Source organism: Streptomyces sp. WZ.A104 (genome assembly GCF_002382885.1).
GTDB lineage: Bacteria > Actinomycetota > Actinomycetes > Streptomycetales > Streptomycetaceae > Streptomyces.
The window spans coordinates 140500-164070 of record NZ_NWVL01000005.1 but is presented as its reverse complement, the minus strand read 5'-3'; the positions used below and the strand labels follow the sequence as shown (position 1 = coordinate 164070).

The window sequence follows — 23571 nt, the reverse complement described above, 5'->3', positions numbered from 1 at the left end:
TTGCCCGACGTGAGGTGCTGTCGGGCAGCATGGGGCGATGGACGTTGAGCGACCGCTGCCACGCGAGGTGAAGGTCATCGATTCGGCCTCGTTGTTCCGGCTGGAAGAGCGGGCGGGTGACCTCGGCCTGAGCCAGCGGTTGGACCTGACGTGGGTGCGGGCGAATGTGGCGCCCGGCGGCACCCACTATCTGTGGCCGGCCTTGTGGCACACCCTGTCCCACCGCCCTGAGGTTCCCGATCACGTGCGGTGGGAACTGCTGATCACTCTGCGTACGGGAGACCGCGTGGTGAGCTGGCTGGACGTGATCCCCGACGACTTCACCCCGCTGCCGAAGATGACCTCACGCGAAGAGGGAATGCAGGTCAGACAGTTGCTTGACCAAGCTCCTTCGGTCCGGGAATGGCTACTGCGAGAGGGCGAGGGCTCGGGTCGGCTGTGACAGGCGTCGCCAGCAGATGAGTGCGCATCCCAGGGTGAGGAAGGCCTCGTGGATGTCGTCGCGGATCTCCCAGCGGATCCGCAGGCGGCGGAACCAGTGCAGGTGAGCGAAGGCGCGCTCGACAACCCAGCGTTGAGTGCCGAGTCCGGAGCCGTGTTCAGTGCCACGTCTTGCGAACAGTGGCTTCATGCCGAGCGCGCGGACGAGGCGGCGGTACTTGTCGTGGTCGTAGCCGCGGTCACCGAGCACGATGTCGGGGCGGCGCCGAGGTCGGCCACGCTTGCCCCGCAAACGGGCGGCACTGCCTGGAGCAGCGGGATGAGCTGGGTGACGTCGTTGCGGTTGCCACCGGTCAGGGTGACGGCGAGCGGGATGCCGGTGGCGTCCGTGATCAGGTGGTGCTTGCTGCCCGTCCTGCCCCGGTCGACAGGACTTCGTCCCGTCTTGGGGCCCCTTTCAATGCTCTGATGTGGGAGCTGTCGACGGCCGCGGCAGAGAAGTCCAGGGCGTCCGCGCTGCGGAGCTTGGCCAAGAGCGCTTCGCGGGGCCGGGGCCACACGTCGGCCTCGTTCCACCCGGCCAGGCGTCGCCAGCACGCCATGCCCGAACCGAAGCCGAGTTCCTGCGGCAGGTGTTCCCAGGCGATACCGGTATGCAGGACGAACAGGATGCCCTGGAACACCCGCCGGTCCGGATGCCGCTTCCGCCCGGGACGACGAGGGCGACGTTCGATCTTCGGCAGTAGCGGCTCGATCACCACCCACAGCTCGTCATCGACGTCCCACGGCTTCCGCCGAGCCACTCCGCACCCCCGATCAACGGCCCCGGAGTGATCCAACCACCTCGAAGATCATTTCGTTAGGAGTTCTTACGCCGGGCTGGCCCCCACCACGAAGCAGTCGGGCACCTCGATCCACGGCGAACACGCACCACAAGGCGGAAACCGGCAGCTCAAACGTGCCATGTTCCTGTCCGCCTTCGCCTGCATGAACGCCGACCCCGCCTCCCGCACTTACGACGACCGTCAGCGAGCACGCGGCCAAACCCACACCCAGGCCCTCCTCCGACTCGCCCGTCAACGCATCAGCGTCCTGTTCGCCATGCTCCGCGACGGCACCTTCTACCAATCCCGAACGCCGAAAGACGTCGAGCTCGCCGCATAACCCCAGCAACCCCGAACCACTCCAAACCCCACAGGGACGCCTTGACGGAAGACATAGAGGCACCCCCCGGGTGCTTCAAGCTTGGCGTGGAGCTGGGACACGAGCATGCAGCATCAGGGCCTCTCGGCCTCCCGGGGCTCTGTGCCCTGGGAGGCCGAGAGGCCCTGATGCTGCATGGGCTATCGGAGAGACCTCCCGTCCGGACGTGGGTTGCGTATCAGTCCGTCTGCGGGTTTCTAGATACGGACCCGGCTACTGGGTGCTCCCGTACCGGTGGCGATGACGCCCTGGTCGGTCCACTTGATGGCGCCGGTGGTGGTGTTGGCGCTGTTGGTGTAGGCGCGGACGCTGCCGTTGTCGGCGAGGACGAGGTAGTCGGCCAGGCCGTCGCCGCCGATGTCGGCGAAGCGCACCTGGCTGCCGGTCCAGGCTTCGGAGCCGGTTGCGATGGCACCGCGGTCAAGCCATCCGCCGTGGCCGTCGCCGCCTTGGTTGATGAAGGCGCGGGTGGCGCCGTTCGGTTCGACGATCAGGTAGTCCGCGCGGACGTCGCCGCCGACGTTGGCGAAGCGCACCTGGCTGCCGGTCCAGGCGTTGGAGCCGGAGGCGATGGTGCCCTGGTCGGTCCACTTGATGGCGCCGGTGGTGGTGTTGGTGGTGCTGATGAAGGCGCGGGTGGCGCCGTTGGGTTCGACGATCAGGTAGTCCGCGCGAGCGTCGCCGCCGATGCCGGCGAAGCGCACCTGGCTGCCGGTCCAGGCGTTGGAGCCGGAGGCGATATAGCCCTGGTAGTGCCATCCGCCGTGGCCGTCGCCGCCTTGGTTGATGAAGGCGCGGGTGGCGCCGTTGGGTTCAACGATCAGGTAGTCCGCGCGAGCGTCGCCGCCGATGTCGGCGAAGCGCACCTGGCTGCCGGTCCAGGCGTTGGAGCCGGAGGCGATATAGCCCTGGTCGGTCCACTTCACGCCGCCGGTGCTGTTGGCGGTGTTGGTGTAGGCGCGGACGGCGCCATTGTCGTCGACGACGAGGTAGTCGGCCCGGCCGTCGCCGTTGACGTCGACGTTGTAGTCACCCGCGGTCGCCGTCTGCCGGGGTGGCGCGGGCTTGACGTCGATCTTCTCCGTGATCCAGCCGTTGCGGGAGAGCGTCGCGATGCCGCCGAGGAACGATTCGGCCATCTTTTCGTAACCGGCGTTGTTGGGGTGAAGGCTGTCGTTGAGGTCGGCAGTGGTGAGGGTATCCATGCTGACCTGCGTGATCCGGTAGCCCTTGGCGGCCCGCTCCGCGACCACGCCGGGGATCGCCTTGTTGTACGCGGTGACACGGGCCTGCACTGCGGGTTCGGCTGCCGGCACGAGGGATGCGACCACGACCGCGGTGTCAGGGGAGGCCGCGTGGATCTGGTCGATGAGAGTGCCCAGACGCTGGGGCGCGGTACTTACCTGGTAGTCGCGGTCCATGTCGTTGGTGCCGATGTGCAGCAGTACGACATTCGGTTTCGCATCGGCCAGCCAGGTCTCGATGTTGGCCTGGAGCTGGTCGATGCGCCAGCCCGAGTGGCCCTCGTGACGGGTGCCGTCGGGATCGACACGCGACCCGACGAACCGCAGGGCGTCCGTGGTGTCAGCGAGGCGGCGCGCCAGCAGGGGCCGGTAGCCGGTGCGCGTGGTGCTCCCCACACCTAGGGTGATCGAGTCGCCCAGCGGCATCACGGCAAGCCCGGGGCGGGGCGTGGGCTTCGTGGCCGGGGCCGACGTGTTCCGTTCGGCGGGAGGCACCGGTTCCAGAGCCCCGGACGTGGCATCGTTCACCGGGACCAGTTTGAACCTCTGGGATCTCTTGCTGCTGTCGCACCCCTCTGTCCAGACGTCTCCGATGTTGCGCGGACCCAGCACCAGTTTGAGGGCGATACAGGAGTCTCCGTGCCGGAGCTGAAAATAGCCGTCCCCCGCAGAGATGAACCGATACCCGGAACCATCGGGATACCCGAGATACTGCGAAGGATGGGCGAGGTTCTGGAAGATCCAGCTGCCGTCGGGCGCCTGATGCATTTCCCAGTCGGCCCTGTCGTAGCCATGGATGATGCCGTCGTAGTCGCCGAGCGTTTCATCGTAGGCCAGCGCGGCACCGTTCTCGCTCACCAGTTCGGTGTGCAGACCGACTTCAGGCTGGACTGCCGGGCCTTGGGCGGGCCCCTGGCCCTGGAAGTTCACGGTCCTCCTGACGCTGGAGTCCGAGGCATCCGTCACTGTCAGGTCAGTACCACCGAGGAAGTTGAGGGCGTCGTCGATCCCGACGAAGGTGATCGTTTTGAAACAGGTGCTGACCACGCCGGTCGGACATGCGAAGCCCCGGCCCGCACCTGACGATACGACGCCCATCGCCGTCACTGCCTTACCGATCCCCGCGTCCTGCCCTTCGGAGAGGACGACGGGGCCGCCGCTGTCACCCCGCCGCGCCGCAATGGTGCTGCTGTCGCTCGGGGTCACTCTCTTCTTCGCCTGCCAGCCCCACCTGTAGTGGTGCGTTATTTCGCCGCCCCTACCATCGGGGCCCTTGGAGAAGTAGTCCTCGACGCGGGCGGTGATCTGGATGTTGCACACCTCGCCCGAACGGGCACCGGACTGGCAGACCCAGTTGCCCTGTCGCGGTACCTGCGCGCCGGTGACCGAAACTGCCCTCTGCGTGGTGAGCGGAGAGGCGGCGCTTCCGCCGGCCCACATGATGGGGTAGTACGTCGTCCCATTGCGCTGATCCAGCACGGCGACGTCGACGTGTCCGTACCCTGCCGACGCCCTGGGGGAAGCCCGACTTCCGAAGGGCTGGGTCACCGGCTGGCCGTCGGAGCCGACGGAGTACCTCTCGTTGCCGTAGCCGGGGGCGAAACAGTGGTCGGCGGTCAGCATTGCGTCCGCGCCCCCGTACTTGACCGCGAATGCCGTGCTGCAGACGGGGCGGACCATCTGCGCGCCGCCCAGTTCGGGGTCGTTCCCCCGGTTCAGGCTGGTCTGCACCGCCCCTCCTGCGGTGACGGCCACCGGCACGTCTATGTCGGCAGCGGCCACGGTCTGCCGCAGCTGTGCCGCCGCGGCCTCGTCCCCCGCCACCGACGCCTGCAACCCGCTCCCGTCCTGCGGCCTGATGATCTCCGCGAGCTGGACCTTGGCGGAACCGGCCAGCCGCACCACCTGGGCAGATGCCCGCGACAGGTCCTTTGCCGTATGGGAGGCCGACTTGACCACCACCGGCGCCGGGCTGCTGGCGATGGCGGCTTTGACAGCCGGTGTCAGCGCACCCCGCCAGTACAGGGTGAGATGCCTTTTCTCAGGCGCGACGATCGCACCGGCGAATCCCTGTCCGTCCTTCTGCCCCACCGAGTGTTCCAGCACATAGGCGGTCTCGTTCATCTTCACCTGCGCACGCCGCAACTGCGCCCAGGACGTGAAGGGGCCAGGAACATCGGCGTCCTTCGCCTCCTGCGTCGCGGAGGCACGTGCGGGGACAGTAGGACCCGCCGCCGTCTCCTTCCTCTGACCGGCCGGGGGCTCCTGCGCACCGGAGGCCGTCTTCACCGCCGCCTGTACGGATGGCTGCCCCGTCGGGGCGGCGGTGTTCACAGCCGACAGCGGGCTGGGGGCGGCCAGGACAACCGCGACGGCCGCTGCGGCGGTGATCCCGCCGCGTACCCGCCGCGGCACACGAACGACGGGTCTATATCTGTGTATATGTGACAACAAAGCTTCCTAGCTGGATAAGGTACTTCGCGTGCAGCCCCTGAACGGGTGATGCCGCCGGACAGCACAAAGCCTGCGGTGACTCTCGATTCCGCGTCACACCTTGGGCTGCACTGATATTATGTGCTGTTTTGGTGCAGACCCGTGCCGCTGGTCGCATAGTTGAGGGCCTGCCACACTCCTGCCCACCCAGATGCTGGCTAGATGGACGGGGGATCAGGCAGATGGCTACTCAAGCGGAACCGGGAACAGCGGCAGACCATCGAGATCTTGGGATCACCCTGACCGCCTGAACGACACAGCCCCGCTACGCCCGGTACCGGCTCAAGGCCGCACCGGAGCGCAGCCGTCGTGCGCCGACACAGCACGAGCCGCAGGCCCCGTCGCGGCCACAGGGAACCTGCTCGCGCACTCGGCGGCCGCGGCGACCACCGGGCCTCAGCAGTCGAGAGAGCACGGAGCGCCTGCGTTCTCAGGAACGGGGCGCCCCGCTTCCGCGACGCCTGGGGATACGGCCCCCTCCGCATCCTGAATCCCGTCACCGAGCGCTGGTGGTCCGCTTCCCGCCCCATCGGGCCACGGCTCTCACGCGCTTAATGACGGCTTGGCCGATTGTGAAGGAGGCCGGGCCGGTCACGGCCTGTTGAGCACGGCGTCCGGACGGCACACCCCGCAGCCCGCACACCATCGGCCAGCTCGGCACGGGCCCGCTCTACCCGCCGACCGCCATCAGCCCGACGATGGTGTCCGTCGCGGTGTTCACCGTCGACCGCCGTTCCGCCCCCGCCACCCTCCGCTCCCACTCCCGGAACATCGCGCCGTTCGCACCGTCCAGGCCCGCACGGGCCAGCCGCCGGAACTCCGGGGACGACGTACTGCCCGGCGCATCCTCGTCGGTCATCGAGGGAGGGAACCCGCCGAGCTGCCCATGGACGGCGACGCACGCCAGCTCGACCGTACGCGCCGACGTCGCCGGGTCCTCGACCATGAACCTCAGCAGCGGGTCCTGGCATGTGGTGCAGCCGTCGAACGCGGCGCCCACTACTTCCCCGAGCAGCCTGTGATCCACCGGCCGCCCGCCCGGGTCAGCAAAGCCGTCGGGGATCTCGCACCCCCCGTGCACATGCTGCGGCGGCCCCGCCGGCCTTTCCCGCCGCGGCTTGACCGGCTTGTTGCGACCCATGCCGTATCCCGTCACTCGGTTCGAGGTCCTGCAACAGATACCCCGCAGCCCTCCCGAGGACTTCGTCCTCCTGCTCCAGCAGCCGGACGCCATTGCGGGCCTGGCGCCCTCGTCGGTGTCCGCGCGCGCAGCCACTTCGGCAGCGTGATCGGGTGGACGCCGAAAACGGCGGCGATCTGTTCCAGCGTGACGCCGGGCTCACGGTTACGTGCGACCCGCACGACGTCCTCGCGGTACTCCCTCGGATACGGCTTGGGCACTGCGACATCCTCCAGGCCGCCTCTCAGCAAGCCAGGTCAGGTCTCACCTATCCATGCAGCAGTCCCCACCTCCCCACCCTGCCTGGCGACGTGCTTCAGGGCGCGGTCCAGGCGCGGCACCTGGGCGGCGAGCAGTCCGATCAGCTCGTCGCGCCAGCGTCGGACGGTGGACTCGGACACGTCGTTGCCGCCGGCCATGTCGGCCAGGCGCTGGTCGTGACGCAGTACGCCCAGGACGATCACCGCGATCCTCCCAGGCGGCAGGATCCGCCACCGGGACCGAATCCCCTTCAGTCGGCGTCTGAGGAGATCGGCGAGGTGGTTGATGGTTCGCGTGGACAGCGGCAGACGGCACTGGTAGACAGACGGGCAGGTGTCTTCGGCGCGTTCTTTAGCATTCGTCACACAATTCCAACAGCCACCGGGGGTAGCCCGGTTACGCCCGCGTCACGCTACCCCGGGCGGCTGCGTATCTGCTCAGATGTGGGTGGTGAACCTGCCGTCGGGCAGTTTGCGCAGCCAGCCGCGGTCCGTCAGTCTGACCAGCTTCCCACGCAGAGGTTCCAGCTTGCTCTTCACTCTGACGTCCACTGCCAGCATGTCGCCGACCTCCCGGGCCATGACCGGCCCAGCGGCCTGCCGCACGGCAGACAGGATGCGCTGGTATTCCGGCGGAAGCGTGTTCTCCTCCATTCCCGGCTCGCGGTGTGGGATCAGCATCACCGCCCGACCGCCCACCTGCCCGGGCGCCGACGCAGCCGAGACGCGTTCGTCGGCGAGCTCCGCACTCACCCGCTCAAGGACACGTTCGGCGACGGCCAGTTCGTCGCGCTCGATCCGCACCTCGGCCAACTGCTTGGCCAGTTGTTCTTCGAGTTCGTCCAGTTTCGCGCGGCGCATGGTGATCCGTTCGGCAGCTCGGGATCCAGCATGCACCCGATCGTAGAAGGCTGACCGGCCACAGCGGGTAAGAATCGGACGGTCAGCCCCCCTCGCGTGGCAGGGTCACGGAGAGCGGCCGCGGTTCCTACCGCCTCGCCGACACAGGGGCCCGGCTCCCCGGGACACCCGCCAACACCGGCTGGCTTCTCCCGCCTCCCCGATCCACACGGCGGGTGTTATCACTGGCCTACTCGGCCGTCGATCCGCTCGCGAAGGAGGTCGGCGTGGCCGCAGTGTCGCGCGTACTCGGCGATCTGCGCCACCAGGATCTCGCGCAGCGGCGCCTCCCCGGTCCGCGTGCCGAGGTCAGCGAAGCCGGCGATGAAACGGTCGGTCACCTCGCTCTCGGCCCGCCACTGCCGCCAGGCATCCTCCACGACCGCCGGGTCGGCGACCGCTCCGTTCCAGTCGCCGTCACGGTCTTCAGGGGTGCGGTAGATCCTGGGCGAGTCCTCTCCGGCCATCCGGCGGAAGTGCCGTTCGTCCTCGGCCATGTGCCGCACCAGCCCGAGCAGGGACATCGTGGACGGCGGTACGGAGCGCCGGGCCATCTGCTCGGCATCCAGGCCCGCACACTTCATCTCGATGGTCAGGCGGAAGTAGCGCAGACTCTCCTGCAGAGAGCCGAGCTCGTCGACCGTCTCGACTTCCGTCTCGCGCGGGTCGTCATCCGGATCGACCCACATGTCGGGGTAGATGGTGGAAGGGGTCCACCGAGTCACCGCCGCTTCGTTGTTGCGCTCGCCTGAGTCCATGCTCGCATCGTGGTGCGCATTGACTCCGTCCGCTACCGAATATCGCATCCGAGTCGGCGGTGGCCGACCAACCACGTCCCACCCCACTGCGGCGTCCAGTCCGCCAAGCCGAACACACGCGGCCCCCATGAAATTCATGAGCCGGGTGGTCACCGACAGCCGCCTCACGCCATCGAGAAACTCGGTTCGCAGGTACCAGCAAAACCTGCGGCGACAGACGATCTACACCGCAGACTACCGCCTACCACCAGCGTGAGCATCCCTACAGGCTGGCACACCAGCCTCTTGACCTGCGACTTCAAGTTGGCGGCAGCTCACGGCTACCCATCGCACACGGCCCAGGCCCGAACCGTGTGGCTGACCGCGACGGGAGATCTTCGGGACGATGCCCCGCTCACGCAGTCGGCGACGGTAGATGTCGTGGTCGTAGCCCCCGTCCGCATACAAGGAGCCTTGTCCAACCTGCTGCGCGTCGCACCCCGGTCGCCGCCAGGGCGGTGCACGACTGTTCATGAGTCTTCGGTGTCCAGCCGCTCCGCGGACTGGAGCAGGTACTTGGGCAATTTTGAGCTGGCGGCCAACACCTCGATGCCGATGAGACGGCCCTGCTCGTCGAAATCGAGGTTGATCATGGCGTCAACGTCCGCCGGAGCGCAGGGATACATGCGCGCGGACTCCGCGCGGGACTGCGGTCCGGTGAGGTACACGTACGCTGCGTCCACTGTCTCGTCGTAGGTGACTCTGACGTCTGCCACGGTGAGAGGACTCCCTTGATGTTGTTTGCCGGCGGCGCTGCTCTCTTGTCCACGGCATCAGGAACTGCACCGACCTCAGGCCGACGTGGCGAGGTGCAAGGCCAGGACGGCCTCGACGATGCCGGTGATGCGGGTGGTGCTGCAACGGAGTTTGCACAGGAGCCGCGAACTTTCAGGGTGGCATTGGTCTGCTCGCTGGCAGCTCGGATCCTGGCGCGGGAGGAGTGCACCCCGCCCGCTTCCCGGTCGGAAGCGTGCTCCAGCGGTCCCGACAAGGCACCAGGATCGTCCCGCGAGCTCCCAGATATCCCTTGTCCGCCCACGTTCGGAAGACCAGTTTGGTCGGTGCTTCGATGATCCCGTGAGTGCGTACGGCCTTGATGCCGTGGACGGCACCTGGCAGGACAGGTGAGGCCCAGAGCAGGCGTCCGAAGGCATCAGCGACGACCTGGACGTTCATGCCGTGCCACTTGTGCTTGCAGTGCAGGTGGGCCAGGACGAGCAGGGCCTGTCGGTCCGCGGTCAGGCAGCGCCATCGCGTGCCGCGTTCACGGCGCCGGGCTGTCAGCAGCTCGGACAGGTAACGCAGGGTCGGGCTGGACAGATCGATCCCCGATGGATAGAGAAGCACGTGAAGTTCCGGACAGACAGGTTGAAGCTGGTCGGCAACCCGCCTATCAGGAGCTTCAGCTTTTCCTCAACACCCCTGCGTGCCAACCCGCCTGACGAAAGGAGGGACGTCCGCATGCGGGATGTACGCGGGCGTTCCGACGGCGCGGCGAGGTGCCGTAGCTGACGCCGCGCGCCCGCCAGGGACTACGGGGCAGCCCTTACGCGGTCCTGCACGCCCCCCCCGGGATCGACCCAGTCCTCCCCCGCGCCGCCGGCCGCCGAGACCGGCGGCCTAACCCGCATCCCCGGCCCCGGCCCCGGCCAGCTGCGCTCCTGGGCCGGGACAGCCCCCGAACACCACCAGTCCGACACCAAGCCCCACCACGGCCGCACCACCAAGCAGCGCACCCCGACGACGAACTGGGCCCGCATCCAGGCTGCGCGGGGCGGCCGAGGTGATCCCGAGCGCCGACCGGCGCTCGTCACCGGCTACAAGGCCACCCGGAACCGGCCGCTCACACGCGGGCAGAAACTGTCCGACAAGGCGCTGGCCGCCGTCCGGGCCCAGACCCGTGACCTGTAACTTCACGGTGCCCTCGCAGTCTGGGATCCCTATCGAGCTCGGAACACTTCGGTCCTGAGGATGCGGCCGACGGCAGCTGCCACAGCAGGCAGCAGCAACAGAGCGGTTCCCCAGAGCGGAACGGTCAGCAGGACCGGGGCCGAGCCGATGAAGAAGAGGGCTAGCAGGACCACGCAGAGACCGTAGGACAACGCCATCCACTTCCAGAACGGCCAGTGGAGCACGCAACGCCAGTACGGAGTGAACGTCATCAGCCCGCCGAAGAGGGCGATTGCCGCTACCGCGCCCGGGACCACCTCCACCGTGGCGGACCGGCCGATGACGTGGTGCCCCAGCAGTAGTGCCGCGCCACCCGCGTAGGTGTGGCGGACGAGTTCGCGCAGCGCGCGACGCGGTGGGCGGGAGCGGTGCTCGTCGGCCCAGGTGCTTGCGAAGGCTGTCACATCTTTCCCCACCACCAGAGTCGGCAACTTGCCTGCGCGTGCCGCGTCGTCGAGGTGATCGCGCAACTCGGCGAGCATGTCCTCGACTTCCGGCTCGGGTATGTCGTTGAACATCCACTCGGTGCGGCAACGATCAAGAACCTGATCAGTCGTCACTAATTTCCCCCTGTCGTTTCGGATCCCGCCGACAGCGTCCTGTCGACGGCCCTTGTGAAGCTTGTCCAGGCTGCGCGGCCTGCGGCCAGTTCGGCGTGCCCGGCCTCGGTCAGCCGGTAGTACTTGCGTGGCGGGCCGCCCGTGGCGGAGGGCGCGCGATAGGTGTCGGCCAGGCCCGCCTTCTCCATGCGAGCCAGCAGCGGGTAGATACTGCCTTCGCTCACCAGTTCCAGTCCGCTGTCACCGAGGGCCTCGACGATCTCGTAGCCGTAGCGCGGGCGCTCGGCGATGAGTGCCAGCAGGCACAGGTCGAGGACTCCGCGCAGCAGCTGGCTTCGCCGCTGGTCTCCTGTTCCGGACAGCCCAACTCCCATGCGATGCAAGATAGCGCAGAGGTACCTTGCACCGCAAGGTAGTGGGTAGGTCTCGGGCGCAGGCGATTCTGAAGCCCCCTCTGAGCTGGGCGGCTTGACACTGGGACGGATGGCCCCGGAGAAGGGGGTCGCCGGCAGTGAGCAAGAAGAGCAACCCCGCTGGCCGCCGTCCGAGCCCCGGTCGAGCATGGGTTCGCCCACCTCACGAACTGGCGCGCCCTCGGCGAAGTACGCACCGACCCGAGTTGGCAACCGCCCGCTGTGCCGTCAGCCGAGGCCGAGACCGTCAGAGCAGCGACTGGAGCCAGCCCGGGGACCCCGCTCCGGCAGTACGGCCAAGGCCTGTGGCGATTCCGCCGATGAAGCCGAGAACGATGACCCGCGGCGGAGGCGGGAGGTCTTCGCTGGGGGCTTCGGGAGCCGTCTGGGTCATGCTGCAAGCTTGAAGCGGCGGAAGGTGATGCGCGGCATGCAGCAGTTGCCAACGGCCCGCGACGCGTTGCCAATTCGCGCACAACAACCTGACCGGTCCCAGCGGTGACCGACACTGGGTCAGCGACGACCAGTAGACGTCGAAGTGGGGCGGGCGCGGCGCTCGGCCCGCTCCATCCTGATGCGGTCCCGGAGCGCCGGGAACTCGCCCTCGCCCTGCGCGGGTCGTTCCAGAGGATCGATATGCTCCTGCGGACGTACGCGAACAAGGAAGCGCGCGCCGCCAGCTACGTAAGCCGCGCGTTCAGTGGCGAGCTGCCCGCGCCGGAGGACTTCGTGAAGAACCTCCTCCACGACGCGGGCGACGCCGTTTCGCAGGGACAAGGAGAGCCGCATGGATCCGGTGAGCCGCATCCGGCTCCTCGAACGCACCAGGCGGGAACTGTAGGAGGGCCTGCGCGAGCTGGCGGACAGCCGAGCCACAGCTGCGACCGCACCTCTCCTACCTTGAGCAGTTGGGACGGGAGCCTGAGGGCCAGTGGCTGCTGGTCGTGCCGCAACGTCCTGGTGACAGACCCACCGCATCGGTTCTCGGCTTTGAGCCGCTGCCCCTCTTCCGCCGAGCGCGCCGGGCCGACCGAGGGCGAGGCTTCGGCAGGATCACGGACCCTGCTCACAAGGCCGCGGTCGAGGCCGCGGTGGGCCGGGCAGACGCTGCCCAGTGCCTCCTGGGGACGGTGCGGGAGCAGGGCAGGAAACAGTCCCAGTCCCAAGCCCACCAGTCGCTGTGCATCGCCATGTCCCGCCGCGGTCCGGACACAGGCGCGATGTAAGCCAGCCCGTCAGCCCTCCCTCAGAACACAGCTCAACGCACCCGACCCCACGCGGTTGCGGTCCCGCACCACGGCCACGCAGATTCTTTCCGCACCCCAGGGGTGACAAGGGACCACCAGCCGCACGACAGGCCCTGCCCGTACACCTGCGCAAGGGCGGCCCTCCCGGCTCCAAAGCGCCCAGACCCACCCTCACGTGGTCACAGGTCCAGGACCGCCCACACCCGGCGGCCGCCCACCGCCACGTCCGACCCGCACGACACGGCGCCCAAGCGGGTCAGTCTCGGCAGGAGCGCGGCATCCGTGGCCGCTGCGCACGGTCGGTGCGACAGGGCGACGATCAGCGCCCGGCGGTCCTGGTCGGCCAGGTGTACCGAGATGCGGCGGCCGCCGTCAGCGACCGCAGTGCGCACCAGGAGCTCCGTCAGGTCGGTGACGGCCCGGTCGGATTCGCCGTAGCCCCACTCGTTCAACCGGGCCAGTACATCCCTGGAGGCCTTCCTCGGTGCCCATGGGGCCGCCTCCAGAGACCAGTTCGCCGACCTGCGGTTCCGTACCTGTATCCGCGCCGAATCCGTGAGCAATGCCTCCGGGCGCGGGGGCTGCACCGGGCGTTTGGGAGGAGGCGGAGACCTCGGAGGGAAATCCGGGGTGTGCTCGACGGTCATGCGGGCTCCCAGGAATGACATGGGATGGACATCCAGGGTGGAGTGGCGCGCTCGCAACGGAGTTGATGCGCGGCACACTTGCGGCTGAGACCGCCGCTCGTCCGGTACTTCTCCTGCTCCAGGTCGTTGGAATCGGTATGTACCCCCAGTCCGGCTCGGGTACCCCTGCCCTCCGGGTCCTCCCACCTGACCCGGTGACGTCCACCAGCATTTTGCTGTGCGGAAACGGATCATGACATAGCGTCATGGGTTGGGGTGGGGGCACGGACACCGACCCCGGGGCCCCGGGCCCCGGGAGCAGCAGCCGACCGGACCCCCGGGCCGCTGCGCGCCCGGCCGGGCCTGCCCCCTGCACAGTCAAGGCGCGTATCAGGAACAGCCAGAAAGGCGTCACGGCGTGGAAAACACCGTAACGAGTGAGTTGGACGAGCGACTGCCGGGCCGCAAGTGGACCGTGCGCCTGGACCCGGCCGGCGGGGGCAGTCCCGCCGTGCGCGTCTCGTGCAGCCGACCGGTCTGCGCCACCCAGCAGCTTCCCTCCGCCGCCGCGGGCCGTGCGGCTGCCGTCGCGCATCTCAAGGCCCACCTGCAAGCCGCACCGGGACCTCGGCCGGAAGCCCACTGCGCATGCAAGGCCGAGGACTGCCGCCTGCACACCCCGCCTGCCGGGCCCCGACGTGCCGCACCCTGGCGGTGCGGAGGGCCGGTCGTTCTCGCCGTCATCACCGACCGGCAGAGCCGCTGGTGGCAGATCCTGGAGTGCTGTGCGCGCTGCGCGGCCGCCCATCCCGCCGCGAAGGTCGTCGCCACCGCCACGGCCGCCGCTGGACCTGGACGCACCACCGGCACCCGCACGGGTCCCGGCCGCGCGGCCGACTCGGCTGTGACCGCACCGCGGTTCTCCGACCATTCCCCGCCCCCCGCCGACCTGCCGCACGGTGTTCCCGCTCCGCGCTCCGCACCGCCGCGGCGTCGCCCCCGGTACGGGAAGATCGCGCAGCGGATCGTCCCGCACGATCTGCACCCCGTCGCCCTGCGCGACGAGCTCATCGAGCTGGGCGATCTCTTCCGTGCCTATCAGCAGCGCACGGAACCCGATCTGGCGGTCCTCGCCGACCTCCACTCCCGCAAGGCGAAGGCGTTCACCATCTGGGCGGACGTCACGGGCGACACCCGGCTGCGGCTGGATGCCCGGCGTGCCGAGCAGGCCGCCGAGGCCGCTCTCCTCCAGCACCGGTTCCGCACCGGCCACGGCGGCGACGGTGAGGAGCCGGCGGTGAAGCGGCTGCTGACCGGGACCGCCCAGCAGCATGCCCGAAGCATCCTCGACCACGTGGCCGCGCACTCGCCCCTCCCCGGAGCCCAAGCACGCCTGATGGTGGTGATGCTGACCCTGCGCACGGTACTCACCGGCACCGGCAACCTAGTCGGCCAGGACGTCACGTCCCTGCCCCTGGAGAAGCCGGAGAACCTGATCGCGCAGCTCGTCGACTGCGGTTGGCTGCGGATCCCCGGCACGCCGGAGGATGTACTCGTCTCCCGGCCGGAGTGCCCCACCCAGATCGCCATCCCCTCCCTGATGCCCGGCGACGATGGCGAGGGCCTCTTCACGTTCGGCAGGAAGACCCGCCCCAAGATCAGCGGGTGGGCTCAGAAAGTCGTCGGCGACAAGAAACTCCGTAAACGCAAGACCAGTGCCGAGACCCGTCTGCTCGCGCTGGCGCTGGCCACCCGGACCACCACCGACGGGCAACTCGGGTCCGACGGGCAAGGTCTCGTCCTGGAGGACCTGGCTTCCTGGTGTGCTGTCGCCCCCGATGAACTGGAAGCCTTGGTTGAGCAGTTGACCAATGCACAATGGCTGACCGACGCCGAAGTCACCGACACCTGTCTCACCGGGCAGCTGGCCGAGCGGGTGCTTCCTCTCAGCTGTCCGCTGGCCCTGTCCCAGAACCCGGCGGAGTAGCCCGCCCGGCCGCCCGTGCTTGATCAGCCCGCTCCGGTATCGGTGACCTGCGTGGTTCCCGTACGGGTGGTTCCGCGAGGGTGCGGAGCAGGAGCCAGCTCAGGGCGGGCACGGCGATCAAGGGGGTCAGGGCGGTTTGCAGCGAGGTCGCGTCGGCCAGGCGTCCGATCAGCGGGCTGAACAGACCGCCGATGCTGATGGTCAGGCCTAGGGTGATGCCGCTTGCCGTGCCGACGCGGCTGGGCAGGTAGTCCTGAGCCAGGGTCACTTGGAGCGAGAAGGGGATGTAGAGGGCTGCTGAGGTCAAGGCGACGAACGCGTAGAGCGCGGGGCCCGGTGTGAGGACGAGGCCGGCCACGGCGGCCACGGCCAGCAGCGAGGACCGGCGCGCCACGGTGACGCGGTCCCAGCGCTCGGCGAGATTGCCGCCCAGGACGGTGCCGACAGCGCCACCGAGGTAGAGCACGACCAGGGCCGCGGCGCCTGCCGCCGTGCCTCCGCCCGTGCGCTCGCGTACGTAGAACGAGATGAAGGTGCTCAGGCCGATGAAGATGACGGACCGGCAGACCACCGCCAGGGCCAGCTTCACGAAGGAAGACAGGTCGTCGGAGACTGCGGGTGCCTCCGTGGCCGTTGTGGAAGAGGGGGAGCTTCCGCGCTCCAGGGCGCGCAGTACGGGCAGGGTGAGCACGCTGCCGACCAGGGCCGGGATCACCAGCAGTGGGGTGAGCTGGAGACCGCCCGTACCGACGACCACGGCCACGAGGACCGGGGCGAAGGCGAAGCCGAGGTTGCCGCCCAGAGAGAACCAGCCCATCGCCGTGTGGCTGCCTCCGGCCGCGAGGCGGGCGACCCGGGCGGACTCGGGATGGTAGGCGGCGACGCCCACCCCTCCGACGGCGACGAACAGCAGGGTCAGCGTGTAGGAGCCACTGAGCCCGCTGAGGGCGACTCCCAGGCCTCCCACGACGGTGCTCACCGGCAGGAGCCAGGGCATCGCCCTACGGTCCGTCACTGCTCCGAACAGGGGCTGCGCCACGGAGGACAGCAGCGACGCGGCGAGCACGATCCCGGAGACCGCGGCATAGGTGTAGGCGCGTTCGGCGACGAAGTGGGGGACGAGCGCGGCCACCGCCCCCTGGTAGACATCGACACAGGCATGTCCGACGGACAGCAGGATGATTGATCTGTTCTTCGCCATGGGGTCATCGTCACCGTCCACCGGGTGGCGAACTTCCGATATGAAGACAAGACATGACTGAGATCCGCCATGAGCCGGTAGCGCCGACCCGCACGCAGTGGTTGCTCCCGGGAACGGGCATCCACGCCCACCACCACGACGACCACCAGATCGTCTACGCCGCACGTGGCGGAGACTCCACACCGGCAACCTGCTGACCGCCGACGGCCGCCTCAGCGCGGTCATCGACTTCGGCGAACTCGGCGTCGGCGACCCGTCCCGTGACCTGATGATCGCCTTCACCCTGCTGTCTGCCGACAGCCGCGGCGTCTTCCGTACGGCACTGGGCGTGGACGACGCGACCTGGCTGCGAGGCCGGGGCTGGGCCCTGGCCACCGGCCTGAACGCGTACACGACGTACGCCGCTTCCAACCGCCGCGTAGCCGAGCAGACGACCCGCCAGATCACCGCCGCACTCGACGGCTGAAGCGCGCTGTGATCGGCCTCGAAGGCGCCGACACATTGACCGTTCCGTCCCACGCCGAGGATTCCCGGCTCATCGGGGCCGGTAGGTGCCCGGAGTGTGACCGTAGGCACGACGGAAGACATCGATGAACGCGCTGGCGGACGACCAGCCGCACCGGTGCGCCACCGCGGTTACCGGGGTGTCCTCGGCCAGCAGGACCAGGGCCTTGTACAGGCGCAGTTGAGTGCGCCACTGGGGGGAACGTCATGCCCAGGTCCGAGGTGAAGAGCCGCGACAGCGTGCGGGCACTCGCGCCCGTATCCCTGCCCAGGGCATCCAGGGTGCGCTGGTCCGCGGGATCGGCGCACAGGATGTCGCAGACCCGGCGGAGGCGGGCGTCGGTCGGGGCCGGAAGATGGACCGGCTGCTGCGGTGAGGCCGCCAGCTGGTCGAGCAGTACGGCCCGCAGGCGCCGGCGTTCCGGCCTGCCGTCGTCGGGAGCGCCGGAACAGGCGAGGACCAGCTCCCGCAGCAGTGGCCCCACGGTCAGTACGGACGGAGCGTCCAGCCCCAGAGGGTTGTCCGCCACGGGCAGACCGACCAGACACAGTTCGAGCGACCCGTGGGCACGGTGTGCGTGGACGGTACCGGCCGGTATCCAGATGGCCCGGTTCGCCGGTGCCACCCAGGTGCCGAGATCGGTGATGACGGCCACCACGCCGTGGTTCCAGACCGCCGCGCGGTCCCAGGGCGGGGCGTTCCGTGCCGCGTGCCACAGGTCGGTCATCGCCTCCGCGTCGAACGTGTCCGCCGTCCTGGCGATGGCGGCACGGGTCGCGCGGTCGCGGGCGGCCAGCGGTTCCGCCGTCAGGTCGTCGCGGGCGCCCACGGCCCTGGCCGTTTCGGGCTCGAAGTGCTGGAGGGCGGTGAGGAATTCGGCCAGCCGGGCGGCGGTCGGGGTGGATTCGGCCAGTGTGTCCACGCTCGCCACTTCGCCGTCCAGCCAGCGGGTCACCGCCCACGGTCAGGGGTAGCCGAGGGCGGGCACGCCGACCTTCACCGGCACGGGGACGGCGAGCGGCAGGTGCGGCGCGAGTCGGGGCAGCCATTCGGCCTCCTTCCTCGCCTGCCCGATGGCGTCGGGGGGGGCGGGGTAGCCGTACGGACAGTTCCTCGCCCAGACGGTAGATCACGTGGTCCGAGCCGGCCGGGTCCAGCAGTGTCAGGGGCAGTTCGCTCCACTGCGGAAACTGCGTGGCGATCAGGCGCCCGACGAGTGCGGCGTCGACAGGAGTCCGGGCGTCGGCCCCGAGCCCGGCATCGCCGTCAAGCCCGGCCGGTCCGGGCCGTACGGCTTGCTCGTTCACTTCTGGGCTCTCCGTCGCCACGTGCGTCTCCCCTGGTCGGCCGCCGCTCCCCCGGTGGGAAGTGCGGGGGCTGGATATCGGTGAGGTCGAGTACATCGCCCATGAGGGCTGCGCACCCCAACGGCATTGGCTGGGGCCCGAGGGGCCATGTTGGTCGTCGACTGGACAACCAGGGGCGGCTTGCTGCCTTCCTCGGAGCTGCTTCACATCAAACAGGACCGCTTCTTCAACCACTGCGCCAACCCCTCGGGCCCCTTCGACGCCGAGCCGGTGACCAAGCCGGTGCTGTGACTGCCGCTGACCCGAGCCGCCGACCGTCCCTCAGGGGCGGCAGCGTGCGGCCGCCGTCCCTCGCGCCGTGGTCGTTCTCGCACAACCGCCATGCCCCGCGTTCGCGGCAGGTCAGCCGATGCGCTGCCGTCGGCAGGAGACCACAACCAGGAAGGGCCACAGCGCCTGGACGAACGTCACCACCCGCTCGGCGACACCGGGCGCCCGTCCGACCTGCAGTTCCGCCAGGAACCACAGCGCGGTTGCCCCCATGAAGGCGCTGGCGGCGAGCGACACATCCCACCTCAGGCCCCACGGCGCCGACGGCGTGCCCCGGACGGCGGCCAGGGGAGGCCATACCGCCAGAAGGACGAGGCCCACCGTCGCCACGGCCCCGTGCTCAAGGGCTCCGCCGCTGCTCGGTGCGGGCACCAGGGTCAGGGCCAGTGCGGACAGCCCGCCGCCGGCCAGGGCCACACGCCCGGCGAGCGCCGCCGGGCGGAGCGCGTGCGCCGTGAGCACGTAACAGGAGCCCAGCACCACCAGCATCCCTGTCATCAGCCAGTAGCTGGTGGCGCCATACGCTGCCAGCACGCTGAGGGTCTCTCGCGCCGGGTCGTACTCCGGGGCTTGGCGCGCTTGCGCGATCGCCCAGGAACCGACCAGGAGCACAGGGGCACACCCGGAGGAGAGAAGGGCCCACCAGGGAGCAAGTCGCATTGAAACAGCATAAATGGGTAGGCCTTGCGTGGCCTCGACCCTCGACCCAGGGCTCTGGGCTCTGGGCCCTCGCAGGTCAGTCAGTCGCCCTGGGGGTCGGCGCGCCGGACGGGCACCATCGTCCCCACCGCGCCCTGTACGAGGTGGTCGAGGATCAGCCGGTTGACGAGGGCGGGCTTGCCCAGCGGGACCAGGTGGGAGGCACCCGGGACGACGGCCGGTTGCGCGCCCGGGATCACCCGGTACAGCGCGGTCGTGTGCTCCGGCGTCATCAGGTCGTCGTCCGCCACACGGGCACAGGATGCGTCCCCCCGCACCGGAACAGGCCCGCGGGGACGGACGCCTTAGGCCAACGGCGTTGGCGTCGCTCAAGTTCACGCCGTTCCTGGACGAATCCCAGGGCAGCGCTCTCCGACGAGATCTGACAGAAACCGATGAAAGGTGTACCTGCCATGCGCGTGCTGCTTGTCGGCGTGGGCGGCGTGGGCACCGCGATCACCAGGATCACCGCCCGCCGCTCGTTCTTCGACCACATGATCGTCACGGACTACGATCTCTCCCGCGCCGAGGCCGCGGTGGACGCCCTCGGCGGGGAGGAGACCCGGTTCAGTGCCCTGCGCGTCGACGCCTCGGACCGGGCGGTGGTGACCGCGCTCCTCACCGAGCACCGGTGCGGCATCCTCGTGAACGTCACCGTTCCCCGGTTCGTGATGCCGCTGTTCGAGGCGGCGCCTGGCGCCGGTGTGGACTATCTGGACCTGGCCATGCCCCTGTCCGCCCCGCATCCGGAGCGGCCGTACGAGGAGTGCGGGGTCAAGCTGGGTGACGGGCAGTTCGCGCGGGCCGCCGCCTGGGAGGAGGCGGGGCGTCTCGCGCTCGTCGGCATGGGCGTCGAGCCGGCTCCCTCCGATGCCTTCGCCCGTTACGCCGCGGACGCGCTGTTCGGCGAGATCGAGGAGATCGGCGTCCGTGACGGCGCCGATCTCACGGTGGACGGTTACGACTTCGCCCCTTCGTCCTCGACCTGGACGACCATCAGGGAGTGTCTGAACCCGCCGGTGATCTGGGAGAAGGACCGGGGCTGGTTCACCACGGCGCCCTTCAGCGAACCGAAGGTCTTCGACCTCCCCGCAGGTATCGGGCCGGTCGAATGCGTCAACGTCGAGCACAAGGAGGTGCTGCTGATCTCGCGCTGGGTGAAACGCCCGGCCCGCGGACCGTCGGCCTCGACCGCACGGACAAGGTGTCGGTCGCCGGTGGTGAAGTGTCGCCACGTGGTGTGGTCACGGCGTGTCTTCCCGGCCCGGCCACACTCGGCGACCGTATACGCGGCAGGACCTGCGCCGGAACCTGGGTCAGGGGCACGAGGAACGGTGAGCCCCGGGAGGTGTACCTCTACCACATCGTCGACAACCAGTGGTCGATGCGCGAGTACGGCTCCCAGGCGGTGGTCTGGCAGACGGCCATCAATCCCGTCGTCGCGCTGTAGCTGGTGGCGGACGGGATCTGGAACGGTACGGGCGTCCTGGGCGCCGAGGCCATGCCTCCGGGCCCCTTCCTCGACCTGCTCGTCGCATACGGGGCACCCTGGGCTGTACGCGAGCAGTGATCGCGCCTGGCTGAAGAAGGGCGAAAGAAAAGCGGAAAAGGTGGGGCCGCCATGTCGAGAACCCGTGCCCGGCTCCGTCCCCGTAGTGAACGCGACCACCGTGGTCGCCCGCACCGAGGAGAAGAACCATGGCAAAGTACCTGCTGCTCAAGCACTACCGAGGGGCTCCCGCCGCGGTCAATGACGTACCCATGGATCAGTGGACACCGCAGGAGATCTCCGCTCATGTGCAGTACATGAACGACTTCGCGGCCCGGCTGGAGAAGACCGGGGAGTACGTCGACGGTCAGGCGCTCGCCCCCGAGGGCGCGTGGGTCCGGTACGACGGTGAGGGGCGGCCGCCGGTCACCGACGGGCCGTTCGCCGAGACCAAGGACCTGATCGCCGGGTGGATGATCATCGACGTCGACCGCTACGAGCGGGCCGTCGAGCTGGCCGGGGAGCTGTCCGCCGCCCCGGGCGCGGGCGGGAAGCCGATCCACGAGTGGCTGGAGGTGCGTCCGTTCCTGACCGCGCCGCCCACCATCACGGAGTGACGTCCTCGATGGACGAGCTGCTGCTCCGGAGTCTCACCCCGGACGTGCTCGGAATCCTCGTCCGCCGCGGAGCCGACTTCGCGGCGGCCGAGGACGCCGTGCAGGACGCGCTGGTCGAGGCGGTCCGTGTCTGGCCCGCCGACCCGCCGAGGGACCCGAAGGGGTGGCTGGTCACCGTGGCCTGGCGACGGTTCCTCGACGCGACGCGGGCGGATGCGGCCCGCCGCCGGCGTGAGGAACGCGTCGACGAGGAGCCCTCGCCCGGCCCGGCGCCCTCCGTGGACGACACGCTTCACCTCTACTTCTTGTGCGCCCACCCGTCGCTGACCCCTTCCTCGGCGGTCGCGCTCACACTGCGCGCCGTCGGCGGGCTGACCACCCGCCAGATCGCCCGGGCCTACCTGGTGCCCGAGGCGACCATGGCGCAGCGGATCAGCCGGGCCAAGCGCACCGTCTCCGACGTACGGTTCGACCGTCCCGGGGATGTCGCCACCGTGCTGCGCGTCCTCTATCTGGTCTTCAACGAGGGCTACTCCGGCGACGTCGACCTCGCCGCGGAGGCCATCCGGCTCACTCGCCACCTCGCGGCGGCGATCGACCACCCCGAGGTGGCGGGGCTGCTCGCCCTCATGCTGCTCCACCACGCCCGGCGCGCCGCCCGGACCGCGCCCGACGGGGGTCTGGTGCCGCTCGCCGAGCAGGACCGGAGCCGGTGGGACACCTCGGCGATCGCCGAGGGCGTCGCGATCCTCCAGGCGGCCCTCGCCCGTGACCGGCTGGGTGAGTACCAGGCGCAGGCCGCCGTCGCGGCGCTGCACGCCGACGCACCGACCGCGGCGGAGACCGACTGGGTGCAGATCGTCGAGTGGTACGACGAACTCGTGGAGCTCACCGACAGCCCGGTCGTCCGGCTGAACCGGGCGGTGGCCGTGGGTGAGGCCGACGGTCCGCGGGCCGGGCTGGCCGAACTCGCTGAGCTGGACGACTCGTTGCCGCGCCACACGGCGGTGGCGGCGTATCTCCACGAACGCGACGGCGACCCGGCGACGGCAGCCCGGCTCTACGCCGAGGCGGCCCGCGAGGCCCCCAACCTCGCCGAGCGCGACCACCTGACCCGCCAGGCCGCCCGTCTCAACTCCCGTTTTCCTACGAAGCGGCCTTCCCCAGGTCCTCCGCTGGCGAGCTGATTGTCGCCGGAATGCGTGGGGTCGGACTGCGCGGGCCTGGGAATCTCCAGAAGGAGCCGCCCGGCCGCGTTGAGTCCGAGCCGGACGGGCCACGGCCTCGGGCGTTCACGCCGGCGGTGTGACCACCAGGCTCCATCTCGCGGTCGAGCAGTGCCAGGGGCCCATGCCGATCGTGATCCCGGCCGGACAGCTCGGGAATTCTCCGCAGTTCGAACGCGTCCTGGAACGCGCCCTGGATCGCATCCGGGTGCCCCGACAAGCGCTGGGGCGGCCGCGCGAACGGCTCGACAAGGCGCGTGCGTGCTGACACGGCGTACGGCTCCTGGAAGAACCGCGCCTACCTGCTCAGGCGCGGGATCTGCTGCACGATCCCGGAGAAGAAGGACCAGATCCGCAAGCACCCGAAGCGCGGCTCAAGCCGCGGCCCGCCACGGAAGCTCGACAGGGACGACTACCGCGCGCCACACAGTCGAGTGCGGCATCAATCGCCTCAAGCGGCACCGGGCCAAAGCCACCCGCTACAACAGACTCGCCGTCCACGACGAGGCCACCGTCCTCGTCGCAGCCATCAATGAGCTGCTGCGACTCTTGCGTCTGTCGGCTGCGTCACGGCTCGTACAGGGGGAGGAAGTGGATGACCGCTTCCTCGTACGGGTGGGCATCGCGGACCGCTTGCTGGACGGCGCGGGCTTGCTCCGCATCACAGACGGATTCGATCCTGCATTCCTCACCGTGCTGCACGACGCCCTCCTCGCCCTCATACGGCTGCGAGCCGGGCAACGGCAGCCAGTTGCCGGTCACCCTCCACACACTGGAGCACCGTGCGTACTCACCGACCCGGCCCGCCCCAGCCGCATGGAGAGCATCGATCACTACATCTGCATGACTCTCCGGAACGGATATCTCAATCTTCAGACGCACCATGACCAGACCCT

At 69.3% G+C, this 23571-nt stretch carries 19 protein-coding genes and 12 pseudogenes; 12 read left to right on the top strand and 19 right to left on the bottom strand.

What is annotated here, in order from left to right; translation table 11 throughout:
* Nucleotides 1-37: 37 nt before the first annotated feature.
* Nucleotides 38-442, top strand: a complete 405-nt coding sequence (locus tag CIB93_RS04390) for a hypothetical protein (protein ID WP_096624210.1) — start codon at nucleotides 38-40, stop codon at nucleotides 440-442.
* Here the strand turns inward: CIB93_RS04390 and CIB93_RS04385 are convergent.
* A pseudogene (locus tag CIB93_RS04385) lies at nucleotides 407-1244 on the bottom strand (IS5 family transposase). The gene CIB93_RS04390 and the pseudogene CIB93_RS04385 sit on opposite strands and share 36 nt — an antisense overlap.
* Before the next feature lie 61 nt (nucleotides 1245-1305).
* Here CIB93_RS04385 and CIB93_RS04380 point away from each other — a divergent pair.
* A pseudogene (locus tag CIB93_RS04380) lies at nucleotides 1306-1605 on the top strand (transposase); the annotation flags it as partial.
* Between the two features lie 236 nt (nucleotides 1606-1841).
* Here the strand turns inward: CIB93_RS04380 and CIB93_RS04375 are convergent.
* From CIB93_RS04375 to CIB93_RS04335, 8 genes and pseudogenes are all read right to left on the bottom strand, one after another.
* Nucleotides 1842-5339, bottom strand: coding sequence for a GDSL-type esterase/lipase family protein (locus CIB93_RS04375; protein ID WP_257002009.1), 3498 nt, complete (start codon nucleotides 5337-5339; stop codon nucleotides 1842-1844).
* Between the two features lie 712 nt (nucleotides 5340-6051).
* Nucleotides 6052-6408, bottom strand: a complete 357-nt coding sequence (locus CIB93_RS04370) for a hypothetical protein (RefSeq protein WP_257002008.1) — start codon at nucleotides 6406-6408, stop codon at nucleotides 6052-6054.
* A 410-nt stretch (nucleotides 6409-6818) separates the two neighbouring features.
* The gene (locus CIB93_RS37675) at nucleotides 6819-7187 is read right to left on the bottom strand and encodes a hypothetical protein (protein ID WP_257002007.1); all 369 of its coding nucleotides are present in this window, start codon (nucleotides 7185-7187) and stop codon (nucleotides 6819-6821) included.
* A 72-nt stretch (nucleotides 7188-7259) separates the two neighbouring features.
* Nucleotides 7260-7682, bottom strand: a complete 423-nt coding sequence (locus CIB93_RS38630) for a hypothetical protein (protein ID WP_179499958.1) — start codon at nucleotides 7680-7682, stop codon at nucleotides 7260-7262.
* Between the two features lie 221 nt (nucleotides 7683-7903).
* Nucleotides 7904-8479, bottom strand: coding sequence for a DinB family protein (locus tag CIB93_RS04350; RefSeq protein WP_096624206.1), 576 nt, complete (start codon nucleotides 8477-8479; stop codon nucleotides 7904-7906).
* Between the two features lie 312 nt (nucleotides 8480-8791).
* Nucleotides 8792-8926, bottom strand: a pseudogene (locus tag CIB93_RS04345) (IS5/IS1182 family transposase); the annotation flags it as partial.
* A gap of 62 nt (nucleotides 8927-8988) precedes the next feature.
* The gene (locus CIB93_RS04340) at nucleotides 8989-9234 is read right to left on the bottom strand and encodes a DUF2283 domain-containing protein (protein ID WP_096624204.1); all 246 of its coding nucleotides are present in this window, start codon (nucleotides 9232-9234) and stop codon (nucleotides 8989-8991) included.
* 75 nt (nucleotides 9235-9309) lie between these two features.
* Nucleotides 9310-9865 (bottom strand): annotated as a pseudogene (locus tag CIB93_RS04335) (transposase family protein).
* A gap of 270 nt (nucleotides 9866-10135) precedes the next feature.
* On the opposite strand from CIB93_RS04335, the pseudogene CIB93_RS39550 reads away from it, so the two are divergent.
* Nucleotides 10136-10429: pseudogene (locus tag CIB93_RS39550) on the top strand (transposase); the annotation flags it as partial.
* A gap of 29 nt (nucleotides 10430-10458) precedes the next feature.
* On the opposite strand, the gene CIB93_RS04325 reads toward CIB93_RS39550, so the two are convergent.
* Both CIB93_RS04325 and CIB93_RS04320 read right to left on the bottom strand, forming a co-directional pair.
* Nucleotides 10459-11028, bottom strand: coding sequence for a hypothetical protein (locus CIB93_RS04325; protein ID WP_096624200.1), 570 nt, complete (start codon nucleotides 11026-11028; stop codon nucleotides 10459-10461).
* Nucleotides 11028-11402 carry a PadR family transcriptional regulator gene (locus CIB93_RS04320; protein ID WP_096624198.1) on the bottom strand — a complete coding sequence of 125 codons (375 nt, stop codon included), beginning with the start codon at nucleotides 11400-11402 and terminating at the stop codon, nucleotides 11028-11030. The genes CIB93_RS04325 and CIB93_RS04320 overlap by 1 nt, the downstream gene beginning before the upstream one ends.
* A gap of 153 nt (nucleotides 11403-11555) precedes the next feature.
* Between CIB93_RS04320 and CIB93_RS39545 the strand changes: the two are divergent.
* Nucleotides 11556-11651, top strand: a pseudogene (locus tag CIB93_RS39545) (IS5/IS1182 family transposase); the annotation flags it as partial.
* A 37-nt stretch (nucleotides 11652-11688) separates the two neighbouring features.
* Here CIB93_RS39545 and CIB93_RS37665 read toward each other — a convergent pair.
* Both CIB93_RS37665 and CIB93_RS04305 read right to left on the bottom strand, forming a co-directional pair.
* Nucleotides 11689-11835 carry a hypothetical protein gene (locus CIB93_RS37665; protein ID WP_179499957.1) on the bottom strand — a complete coding sequence of 49 codons (147 nt, stop codon included), beginning with the start codon at nucleotides 11833-11835 and terminating at the stop codon, nucleotides 11689-11691.
* Between the two features lie 1032 nt (nucleotides 11836-12867).
* Complete coding sequence (locus CIB93_RS04305; RefSeq protein WP_257002006.1) at nucleotides 12868-13140, bottom strand: hypothetical protein; 273 nt, start codon at nucleotides 13138-13140, stop codon at nucleotides 12868-12870.
* A 592-nt stretch (nucleotides 13141-13732) separates the two neighbouring features.
* On the opposite strand from CIB93_RS04305, the gene CIB93_RS04300 reads away from it, so the two are divergent.
* The gene (locus tag CIB93_RS04300) at nucleotides 13733-15301 is read left to right on the top strand and encodes a hypothetical protein (protein ID WP_096624194.1); all 1569 of its coding nucleotides are present in this window, start codon (nucleotides 13733-13735) and stop codon (nucleotides 15299-15301) included.
* On the opposite strand, the gene CIB93_RS04295 is transcribed toward CIB93_RS04300, so the two are convergent.
* The gene (locus tag CIB93_RS04295) at nucleotides 15261-16502 is read right to left on the bottom strand and encodes an MFS transporter (protein WP_096624242.1); all 1242 of its coding nucleotides are present in this window, start codon (nucleotides 16500-16502) and stop codon (nucleotides 15261-15263) included. The genes CIB93_RS04300 and CIB93_RS04295 overlap by 41 nt on opposite strands.
* 53 nt (nucleotides 16503-16555) lie before the next feature.
* Between CIB93_RS04295 and CIB93_RS04290 the strand changes: the two are divergent.
* A pseudogene (locus CIB93_RS04290) lies at nucleotides 16556-16672 on the top strand (AraC family transcriptional regulator); the annotation flags it as partial.
* Between the two features lie 8 nt (nucleotides 16673-16680).
* Nucleotides 16681-16968: pseudogene (locus tag CIB93_RS04285) on the top strand (phosphotransferase); the annotation flags it as partial.
* 69 nt (nucleotides 16969-17037) lie between these two features.
* On the opposite strand, the pseudogene CIB93_RS04280 reads toward CIB93_RS04285, so the two are convergent.
* Both CIB93_RS04280 and CIB93_RS38625 read right to left on the bottom strand, forming a co-directional pair.
* Nucleotides 17038-17668, bottom strand: a pseudogene (locus CIB93_RS04280) (AraC family transcriptional regulator); the annotation flags it as partial.
* Nucleotides 17666-18212: pseudogene (locus tag CIB93_RS38625) on the bottom strand (phosphotransferase); the annotation flags it as partial. The pseudogenes CIB93_RS38625 and CIB93_RS04280, both read right to left, overlap by 3 nt.
* 249 nt (nucleotides 18213-18461) lie before the next feature.
* Between CIB93_RS38625 and CIB93_RS37660 the strand changes: the two are divergent.
* On the top strand, nucleotides 18462-18605 hold the full coding sequence (locus tag CIB93_RS37660; protein ID WP_179499944.1) for a hypothetical protein: 144 nt from the start codon (nucleotides 18462-18464) through the stop codon (nucleotides 18603-18605).
* Between the two features lie 111 nt (nucleotides 18606-18716).
* Here CIB93_RS37660 and CIB93_RS04275 read toward each other — a convergent pair whose 3' ends face one another.
* Together CIB93_RS04275 and CIB93_RS04270 are read right to left on the bottom strand one after the other, a co-directional pair.
* Nucleotides 18717-19304, bottom strand: a complete 588-nt coding sequence (locus CIB93_RS04275; RefSeq protein ID WP_096624192.1) for a DUF998 domain-containing protein — start codon at nucleotides 19302-19304, stop codon at nucleotides 18717-18719.
* A gap of 80 nt (nucleotides 19305-19384) precedes the next feature.
* A pseudogene (locus CIB93_RS04270) lies at nucleotides 19385-19594 on the bottom strand (alpha/beta fold hydrolase); the annotation flags it as partial.
* Nucleotides 19595-19756: 162 nt separating this feature from the next.
* On the opposite strand from CIB93_RS04270, the pseudogene CIB93_RS04265 reads away from it, so the two are divergent.
* The 4 genes and pseudogenes from CIB93_RS04265 (at nucleotide 19757) to CIB93_RS04250 (ending at nucleotide 22943) form a co-directional block, all read left to right on the top strand.
* A pseudogene (locus tag CIB93_RS04265) lies at nucleotides 19757-20913 on the top strand (saccharopine dehydrogenase family protein).
* 128 nt (nucleotides 20914-21041) lie between these two features.
* Nucleotides 21042-21449: a YciI family protein gene (locus CIB93_RS04260; RefSeq protein WP_096624190.1), complete on the top strand. Its 408-nt coding sequence runs from the start codon at nucleotides 21042-21044 to the stop codon at nucleotides 21447-21449.
* Nucleotides 21450-21457: 8 nt separating this feature from the next.
* Nucleotides 21458-22636: an RNA polymerase sigma factor gene (locus CIB93_RS04255; RefSeq protein WP_096624188.1), complete on the top strand. Its 1179-nt coding sequence runs from the start codon at nucleotides 21458-21460 to the stop codon at nucleotides 22634-22636.
* A 118-nt stretch (nucleotides 22637-22754) separates the two neighbouring features.
* A complete protein-coding gene (locus CIB93_RS04250) occupies nucleotides 22755-22943 on the top strand; it encodes a hypothetical protein (protein ID WP_179499956.1) in 189 nt (62 codons plus the stop codon).
* 299 nt (nucleotides 22944-23242) lie between these two features.
* Here CIB93_RS04250 and CIB93_RS04245 read toward each other — a convergent pair whose 3' ends face one another.
* Nucleotides 23243-23560, bottom strand: a complete 318-nt coding sequence (locus CIB93_RS04245) for a hypothetical protein (RefSeq protein ID WP_096624187.1) — start codon at nucleotides 23558-23560, stop codon at nucleotides 23243-23245.
* Nucleotides 23561-23571: the final 11 nt, after the last annotated feature.